This is a genomic window from Kineococcus gypseus (genome assembly GCF_050871305.1).
GTDB classification, from domain to species: domain Bacteria; phylum Actinomycetota; class Actinomycetes; order Actinomycetales; family Kineococcaceae; genus Kineococcus; species Kineococcus gypseus.
The window spans coordinates 1-8,817 of sequence record NZ_JBJLRD010000088.1; the positions used below are offsets into that span (position 1 = coordinate 1).

6 protein-coding genes are annotated in these 8,817 nt (G+C 74.1%); 4 read left to right on the plus strand and 2 right to left on the minus strand.

Annotated features, from left to right (window positions below; translation table 11 throughout):
* The 3 genes from ACRYMN_RS20210 to ACRYMN_RS20220 form a co-directional block, all read left to right on the plus strand.
* Positions 1–155, plus strand: a 155-nt coding sequence (locus ACRYMN_RS20210; protein ID WP_432491156.1) for a sugar transferase, incomplete at its 5' end; no start/stop codon positions are given.
* Between the two features lie 67 nt (positions 156–222).
* Positions 223–1,194, plus strand: a complete 972-nt coding sequence (locus tag ACRYMN_RS20215) for a phytanoyl-CoA dioxygenase family protein (protein ID WP_432499108.1) — start codon at positions 223–225, stop codon at positions 1,192–1,194.
* Between the two features lie 197 nt (positions 1,195–1,391).
* Entirely contained in the window at positions 1,392–2,525 is a 1,134-nt protein-coding gene (locus tag ACRYMN_RS20220; protein WP_432499111.1) for a glycosyltransferase family 2 protein, read from the plus strand.
* Between the two features lie 107 nt (positions 2,526–2,632).
* On the opposite strand, the gene ACRYMN_RS20225 is transcribed toward ACRYMN_RS20220, so the two are convergent.
* The gene (locus ACRYMN_RS20225; protein WP_432499113.1) at positions 2,633–5,380 is read right to left on the minus strand and encodes a PQQ-dependent sugar dehydrogenase; all 2,748 of its coding nucleotides are present in this window, start codon (positions 5,378–5,380) and stop codon (positions 2,633–2,635) included.
* A gap of 457 nt (positions 5,381–5,837) precedes the next feature.
* Here ACRYMN_RS20225 and ACRYMN_RS20230 point away from each other — a divergent pair, with 457 nt between their 5' ends.
* On the plus strand, positions 5,838–7,676 hold the full coding sequence (locus ACRYMN_RS20230; protein WP_432499116.1) for a glycosyl hydrolase: 1,839 nt from the start codon (positions 5,838–5,840) through the stop codon (positions 7,674–7,676).
* Positions 7,677–7,723: 47 nt separating this feature from the next.
* Here ACRYMN_RS20230 and ACRYMN_RS20235 read toward each other — a convergent pair whose 3' ends face one another.
* Positions 7,724–8,791: a glycosyl hydrolase gene (locus ACRYMN_RS20235; RefSeq protein WP_432499118.1), complete on the minus strand. Its 1,068-nt coding sequence runs from the start codon at positions 8,789–8,791 to the stop codon at positions 7,724–7,726.
* Between the last annotated feature and the right edge of the window lie 26 nt (positions 8,792–8,817).

Sequence of the window (8,817 nt, forward strand, 5' to 3'; positions counted from 1 at the left end):
CGGGTCTGTGGCAGGTCAGCGGTCGCAGCGACCTGGACCTGGAGGAGTCCACGCGGCTGGACCTGCAGTACGTGGAGAACTGGTCCCCGGCGTTCGACGCGATGATCCTGGCCAAGACGGTCAAGGCCGTGCTGGGGGGGCGCGGGGCGTACTGAGCAACCCCCGGGCCACCGGCCCGCGGACGGGCACGACCACCACGAGCACCACGGACGGAGAAGCGGAATGGTCGCGGAAGCTCCCACGCGCACGGCGGGGACGAGCACCGAGGAGAGCGCGCTGAGCAGGACCCGGCGCGCGGCCGGCATGGCGGCGCGCAGGTTGCGCTGCGAGAACCGCGTGGTCTCGCGCTACGGGTTCAACCTGCTGCCGTCCGTGCGGTACCGCCAGGACCCCCCGGTGCTGGACGCCCCCGCCGCGCAGGTCGTCACCGACCTCGTGCGCGACGGCGTGACGGTGACCGACGGGCGCGGGCTGCTCGGCGCGGACGCGCCGCTGCTCGACCGCATCGAGCAGCGCGTGCGCGCCCTGCAGGACGCGCACGCCGAGGAGATCGCCGAGCGCCGCCGCGCGCTGGCCACGGGGGAGTCGGGTCGCTGGCCCAAGCCGTACCTCGTCGAGCTGCTGGGCCAGCGCCCGGAGGTGGACCCCGCGGACCCGCTCGTCGCCTTCGCCCTGCACGAGCAGGTCATGGGCATCGCCGAGGAGTACTTCCGCTGCAAGGTGCGCCTGCACGACGTCAACGTCTGGCAGAACCTCGCCACCGGCGCCCCGCCCACGAAGTCCCAGCGCTGGCACCGCGACCTGCTGGAGGACGCCGACATCGTCAAGGCGTTCCTGTACGTCGACGACGTCCCGCCCGGTGCCGGCCCGCTGACCTACGTCAAGGGCACGAACACCCCGGCCGGGCGCAGGGTCAAGCTGCCCGAGACCTGGGACGGGGTGGGTTTCCGCATCGCCGACGAGCTCGTCGAGGAACGCTTCGGCGCAGACCGCACGACGACCGCGGTGGGGCGCTCCGGGGACGTGGCCTGGGCCGACACCCTGGGCCTGCACCGCGGTGGGCACGCGCAGACCGCCGACCGCCTGGTCGTCATGTACACCTTCTGCTCCGCGGCCTGCTGCCGGCCGCGCACCCTCGTGCCCGCGCCGGGAGTGCGCCGGGCCGACCTCACCCGGGTCAGCCTGCGGCGCTGAGGACCCGCACGACCGGTACCCGCCGGTCCCCCCCACGGACGCCTCCCCCCGATCGGCGTCCGCCGGTGTGCACCACCGATACCTGCGGCGAGAGCCGAGAGGGAGAGCCAGTGATGAAGCGCACGACACACCGCCCGGTGGTCCACGGGTCGTCGGACCGTCGGATCAGCTCGACCGTCGCCCTCGGTTCGCTCGCCGTGGTCGCGTACACGCACCTGGGGTACCCGCTGGTGGTGCGCCTGGCCGCGGCGCGCGCCCGGCGCGCGGCCGAGGCCGCGGCCGGCCCCGGCGAGCCGGTGCCCCCGCCCCTGCCCACCGTCACCGTGGTGGTGCCCGCGTACAACGAGCAGCGGTTCATCGGCGAGAAGATCGCCGACACCTTCGCCCAGGACTACCCGGCCGGGCTCCTCGACGTGCTCGTGGTCGACGACGGCTCCGAGGACGGCACCGCCGAGGTGGTGCGCGAGTGGGAGGCCCGGGAGCCGCGCGTGCGCCTGGTGCAGCAGAGCGCGCGCGGCGGCAAGAGCTCGGCGCTGAACCGCGGCGTGCGCGAGGCGCGCGGCGAGGTCGTGGTGTTCACGGACGCCAACGGCTCGCTGCTGCCCGGTTCGCTGCGCGCCGTGGTGGCCCCGTTCGCCGACGAGCGCACCGCGGTGGTCTCCGGCACCAAGAAGCCGATCGGCGACGGTGCGCACGGCGGCGGCGAGTCGGCGTACTGGCGCCTGGAGAGCGCGCTGAAGGCGGCCGAGAGCGTCTTCGGCGTCGTCGTCGGCGCCGACGGCGGCATCTTCGCCGTGCGCCGCGCCGCGTACGAGCCCATCCCGCCCAACGTCTACGCGGACGACTACTGGATCCCGCTGGCCGCGCTCGAGCGCGGGTACCGCGTGGCCCACGAGCCCGCCGCGTGCGCGGTCGAGGCGCTGTCGCTGACCAAGAACGACGACTTCGAGCGCCGCGCCCGCATCTCCGCGGGCATCTGGCACGGCAGCCTGGCCAAGCTCGGGCTGGCCGACCCGCGCCGCGGGTGGGTGGCCGTCGCGTTCGTCTCGCACCGCTGCCTGCGCACCGGCGTGGTGCCGGTGCTGCTGCCCGTGCTGCTGGCCGCCTCCGGGCGCGCCGGTCAGGCCAGCCCGGCCCTGCGTGCGCTGTGGTGGGCGCAGGTGGCGTGCTGGGGCGCGGCCGCCGGGGGCGCGGTGACCAACCGCCGGGCCCTGGCGCTGCCGTACCAGTTCGCGCTGACGAACGTCGCGGCCCTGCGCGGCGGCCTGCGCCAGCTCTCCGGCCGCCAGACGGGCCTGTGGAAGCGCACCAGCCGGGGCCGCTGGACCTGACCGGCGCCGGCCGGCGCGAGCGCGCCGGGACGACGGGGCCCGGTCATCCCCAGGGGTGACCGGGCCCCGTCGCGTCCGCCCCGCTGCGGCGCGGGGCGCGCACCCGGCTACGGCGCGAGGCGCACCTGCACGAAGTCCAGCTTCGTGTTCGCCCCGCCGGTGGCGTCCAGCGTCAGCGCCCCGTCGCTCACGCGCACCCGCGCGGTGACCGTCTGCCACGGCGCGGCCGCCGTCGGCACGTACCCCGGCACGAGCACCACCTGGTCGGGCGTGCCCCCCTCGGCGACCACCCGGTGCCGGGAGTTCAGCGCCGCGGGGTCGCCCACGGCGACGGTGACGTCGTACGTGCCGTTGCGCAGCACCGTGGCCCACCGGCCCTGCCCGGTGTTGCCGCTGCCCGCGGGGGCCTGCAGCATCACGTGCGTGGTGTAGCGGAGGTCGGGAGCCGGGGCGGAGCTGCGCACCCGCGTGTTGGCCCGCAGGTCCAGCGGGTTGCCCATCAGGTCCATCCAGCCGCGGCGCCCGTCGAAGGGCGCACCGGTGTCGCGGTTGTGCCCGCCGGGCACCGGCGCCGAGGCCGGGCCGAAGCTGATCGTCACCGACGTCGAGGCCGGCTGGTTCACCTGGGCCGGCTTGAGCAGCGTCACGCGCCCGGCGGCCTGGTCCGTCTCCTCGAGGTACTCCGCGACGTACACGTCGCCGCTGACCGGGTCGGTCACCACGCCCAGCGGGTTCTCGAACACCAGCCGCTGGCCGGGTGTGGCGGCGTCGCTGACGGGGGCGAACGAGACGGGCTTGCCGGCGGCGTCCAGGGTGACGGCCAGCAGGTCGTCGCCGTTGGAGTACTCCGTCACCAGCAGGCTGCCGCGCAGCGCACCGTTGAAGGCCAGCCCGCTGCGGTACTCCGCCACGCCGTTGGCCGAGCGGTGCACACCGAGGTTCAGGTCGGGCGCGCGCCACCCCGGCTCCGGCTGCGTGCCCACCGGGTACTGCCGCACCTCCCACGGGTCGGTGCCCGAGGTGGGGTTGGCGCCGTTGAGGACGTAGCGGCCGGCGGAGGGGTTGGGGTGCCCGTAGTACCCGCCGGCCTGGACGCGCGTGAGGAAGTCCGCGAAGGCGGGCAGGTTCTTCAGCTGCGCGGGCGTCCCCGAGGGCGGCACCGGGGTGTTCCCGCCGTCGGCCGACTCGTTGACGGGGGCGTACAGCTGCCCGTTGCTCCCCCACAGCAGGGAGTAGGGGTTGCGCACCCCCGAGGCGTGCACCCGCACCGGCGCCCCCGCCGCGCTGGGCTGGTAGCCGACCGCCGGCGCCGAGCCGGTCGCCGACGGCGTGCCCGGGGCGTCGGTGTTCACGTTGACCGCCGTGCCGAGCGGGAACTTCGCGCGGTCGCGCACGTCGGCGACGAGGACGGCCGCGGACAGCGGCTGCTCACCGAGGTCGCCCCAGTACACGTCGGTCGCCCCGTAGGCGGTGTTCGCCCCCTGCGCGATGTACAGCCGCCCGTCGGGCCCGAACGCGGTGCCGTTCGTCATGTGGTCGTAGCGCGAGCGCGGCAGGCCGATGATGACGTCGGAGGCGGTCGCCGCGCTCAGCGCGGCACCCGGGTTCACCCGCACCAGCGAGACCTTGCCCGAGGAGCGGGGGGCGTTCGCGTACACGGGGTAGTTGTTCGTGACGTACAGCGCCGTCGGGTCGGCGGGGTCGAAGGTCAGGCCCGTGATGATGCGGTTGCCCAGGGGCCTGGCGGACTCCGCCGCGCCCAGGGTGCCGTCCGCTGCGCGGGTGTAGCGCACGATGAGCCCCGAGTAGGTGCCCACGTACAGGCGCCCGTCCGGGCCCATCGCCATCGCCGACGGTTTGGCGACGGCCACCGAGCCGGCCCGGCGGAACGCGTACGGCGCCACCGGCGGTGAGCTGGCGGAGGTGCGGAAGGTGCTGACGTAGGAGGAGAACGCCCGGCCCTGCTTGTCCCGCAGCGCCTCGGAGGTGCGCACCGTGTACGTCGTGCTGGCGGCGAGGTTGCGCGCGGGGGTGAAGCTGATCGTGCCGCCGGCCGCGTCGCTGTTCAACGTCAGCGGCACGTCGCCGTCGGGCCCGGTCAGGCGCACGCTCGCCTCGGTCGTGGTGTCGTCCACGGGGGCGGTGACCGCCAGGCTGATCGAGCTGTCCAGGCGCACGCCGCTGGAGCCGTCCGCCGGCAGCGTGCCGGTGATGCGCGGGCCGGGCACCTGCGCCGTGGCGGTGGACGGCTGGATCGTGATCCAGGTGAGCTTGGTGTTCAGCCCGCCGGTGGCGTCGACCGTCAGGCGCCCGTCGCGCACGGCGACGACCGCGGTGCCCGTGGCCGTCAGCTGCGACGCGGTCGGCTGCACGTCGTCCACGGCGGTGACCTCCTCGACCACCACGCGGTGGGTGCTGTCCAGGCAGCACGGCACCCCGGTGGCGGTCTTGCCGGTGTCACCCACCCCGACGCTCACCTGGTACACCCCCGAGGGCAGGGAGTACTCCCAGCGCCCGCCGGCCACCACCATCCCGGAGCTGTTCGGGCGCTGCAGGTGCACGAAGCTGGAGTCCGGTCCCGTGCCGCCGCGCTGGCGCGTCTCGGCGGACACGTCCTTCGGGGTCTGGTCGGCGAAGGCGACCCACCCGTACCCGCGGGTGGTGTCGTAGGGCTGCCCCGTGTCGGCCGTCCAGCCGGCCGGCACCGGTGAGGCGGCCGGGGCGAAGTCGATGCGGGCCGTGGTGGGCGGGGCCGCCCAGGCGGCGCCCGCGCCGCCGATCTGCGTGGAGGTGGTGGTCGCCAGGACCAGCGCACCCGCCGCGAGCGTGGTGGAACTGCGTCGTCGTCCTCTCATCGGTGGTCCTCGATCCGTCCTGCTGAGCTGCGGAGCGCGGTGGCTGCACGCCCCGAGGAGACCGCTTCGAAGCAGCACGAAGGTAACCCTCGCCGGACCCTCCGCACCGGTGATTCGGGGGATCGCGGCGGGGAGTTCCGCGAACCCCGCAAATCACCTGCTGTGCGTAGTTGCAGCTCTACTGCCGGTCACTGAATTGCCGCCGGGAGGCCGCCGTGCCGTTCGATCTTCACCCGAACGGCGCAGTAGTTGCACTTTTGATCATCGACTCGTGACGGCCGGTGACCGTTACGCGCCTGATCGGGTGGTCTGCGCCCCGGGGCGGCGCTTTTCCGGCCGGTGCGGTCAAGGCCGGCCCGCGACGCCCCGACCCCTCTGTTGTCGGCGCCACCGCGCCGACCGGGCGGGGAGCACCGCCGCCGACTCGATCACTTTCCGACGGAAGAGGGCACCTTCGATGACCAGGTCCACGCGCACCACCCGCCGCACCCGCGCCACCAGCACCCTGGCCGCGCTCGTCACGGCCGGCGCCTCGCTCGTCCTGGGCATCGGCGCCGGCGCCGCCCCGGCCGAGGCCGCCGAGGACGTCAGCACCGGCGTCTTCTCCGCCGGCTCGCGCGGGCAGGTCACCGAGTGGGGCCAGTGGCTCGGCGAGGACGTCGACGTCACCACCGCCTTCCTGCCGCAGATGACCTGGAAGGACATCTCCGAGTGGCAGTGGGGGATCGGCCTGTACAAGGACCGCTACCACCGCATGGCGTGGGCGGTGCCGATGCTGCCCGACACCGAGGGCGTCAGCATCCAGCAGGGCGCCACCGGCGCCTACAACGGCTACTTCAAGAAGCTGGCCGAGACGCTGGTCGCCAACAACCAGGGCGACTCGATCATCCGCATCGGCTGGGAGTTCAACTCCGACAGCTACAAGTGGAGCGCCAAGAAGGACCCGGCCTCCTGGATCGCCTACTGGCGCCAGATCGTCACCACCATGCGCTCCGTGCCCGGCACCAGCTTCGAGTTCAACTGGTCGCCCGGCAGCGGCAACAACATGGGCCAGTTCGACTCCGTGAAGGCCTACCCGGGCGACGCCTACGTCGACATCGTCGGGCAGTCGCTGTACGACCACAGCAAGAGCTTCAAGCCGGCGCAGTTCGTCGAGCGCTGGGCCAACTTCTACAACCAGCCCGGCGGCCTGAAGTGGCTGGCCGAGTTCGGCAAGGCCCACAACAAGCCCATCGCCTTCTCCGAGTGGGGCCTGACCAAGAGCTGCGACGGCCTGGACAGCGGCGACGACACCTACTTCATCCAGAAGCTGCACGACTACATCTCCAACAACGACGTGGCCTACGAGAGCTACTTCAACCACGACCCGTCCGACTGCGAGCAGCACAAGCTCAACACCGGCAACTTCCCCAAGGCCGCCGCGCTGTACAAGAAGCTGTGGGTGGAGGGCTTCGCCCCCAAGCCGGCGCCGGTGACCACCGGCACCCCCGCGACCAGCACCACCCTGGTGCGCGTGCGCACCGACTCCGACGTGAACTCGCCGAAGTTCGAGCTCAACGGCGCCCACCTGCACGGTGCGAACTACATCGACGTCGAGGTGCCGGCCAAGACCACCCGCTCGGTGGCCTTCTACCTGGACCGGGCGACCACGAGCACGCCCACCAAGACCGAGTTCACCGCCCCGTACGACTTCGGCGGCATGTCGCCGATCTCGCCGACCGCCCTGCCGACCGACGTGTCGACCTGGACGGCGGGCACGCACACCCTGACGGTCGTCGTCAGCCGCTACAACCTGCCGACGATCACCCAGACCGCCACCTTCCGCGTCGGCATCGTCCCCGGCGTGGACGACGTCGCCCCCACCCCCGTCGTCACCGCCTCCCCGCGGCCCACCGCGACCCCGACCACCACGCCGACCACCACGCCGACCACGACGCCGACCACCGCGCCGGCCCCGGTCACCGCTCCCTCGAACACCACCCTGGTGGTCAGCACCCGCGCCGACCGCAGCGGCGCCGTGCCGCTGGACGGGACCACCGCCACGGGCCCGATCCACGTCTTCGCCGCCGCCGAGGGCGCCACGAAGGTGGCCTTCCACCTGGACACCCCCACCACGGGCACGCCCTACTCGGTGGAGACCCACGCGCCCTTCGACCTGGTGGGCACCAGCGGCAGCAGCGCCCTGCCGCTGGACACCGCGAAGCTGACGGTGGGCGCCCACACCCTCAAGGCCGTGGTGACCCGCGCCGACGGCAGCACCGTCACCCACAGCTCCACCTTCACCGTCCAGCGCTGACGGTCCGACGTCCCGCAGGGGCGGTCCCGGTCACCCGGGGCCGCCCCTCAGTCGTCCCCGAAGTGCTGCAGGTACGCGGCGGCGGCCTCGGGGTTGCAGCCGCGGTCGAGGCGGAACTCGCACGGCGAGGCGGCGTCGTTGGTGCGGTTGTAGTACGCCTCGTACGCCAGCACGTCGCTGTTCTCGCGGAAGAAGCGCGCCATGCCCTCGACGTACGCCACCGCGTCGGCGTCCGGGGCGTTGGTGCGGTCCACCCCCCACTCCGGCACCGCGAGCTGCTTGCCGTGGGCGCGGGCGAACTCCGCGTAGCGGCACAGGCCCTGCGGCCGCTCCGCCGTGCCCCGCGAGCACAGCGCGTCCCAGTCGGCGGCGCTGCGCACCTCCGCCGGCAGGTAGACGTCGTTGGCGACGATGTCGACGAACTCGTCGCCGGGGTAGACGTCGGCGATGTTCGTGGTGCCCCCGCCCGAGCCGTAGTTGAGCTCGATGCGCACGTCCGGGGCGGTGTCGCGGAAGACCGCGGCGAAGCGCCGGAAGCACTCGCGGAAGTCGCGCTCGGCCCGCTCCACGTCGCTGCCGCCGCCGTTGCGCTCGGCGCTGACGCCCCAGGGGTACCAGCTCGCCGAGCCCTCCCAGCCGGGCCGCACGATCGCGTCCTCGAAGCCGTTCTCGACGAAGCCGCGCGCCATCGCCCGGTAGCGCTCGTCGTTGCCGCCGGCCGCGCAGGTCGCCAGCGTCTGCCCCGGCTCCTCGCTCACCAGGGGCACCGCGTAGCTCAGCAGGCGGTCCTCGCCCTGCTCGCGCGCCTCGCGCAGCCCGTACGTCTCCTGCGCCACGGCCCAGGTGTCGGCGCTGTTCCACGTCACCCGCACGTCGGCCGGGCGCCCGCGCCAGCGCTCGAAGGCCGCGATGCCGCCGTCGTCGGAGCCGCCGCTGACCCAGGGCAGGCCCGAGCGCCGCTCGTCGGGGCCGCTCCCGGCGCGCCACAGCGCGAGGGCCGCGGACGCCGCCACGAGCAGCACCACCAGCAGCGCGGCCGTGGCCGCCCGGCGGCGGGGGCGGCGAGCGGCTGGGCGCGCCGCCGCCGCCCGGCCCGGTGCGGCGAGCGGGCTCACCGACCCTCGTCCGCGGGCGCGCCCGC

Coding starts and splice junctions, on each gene's coding strand:
- ACRYMN_RS20230 (WP_432499116.1), top strand. CDS start 5,838: ATGACCAGGTCCACGCGCACCACCCGCCGCACCCGCGCCACCAGCACC.
- ACRYMN_RS20215 (WP_432499108.1), top strand. CDS start 223: ATGGTCGCGGAAGCTCCCACGCGCACGGCGGGGACGAGCACCGAGGAG.
- ACRYMN_RS20225 (WP_432499113.1), bottom strand. CDS start 5,380: ATGAGAGGACGACGACGCAGTTCCACCACGCTCGCGGCGGGTGCGCTG.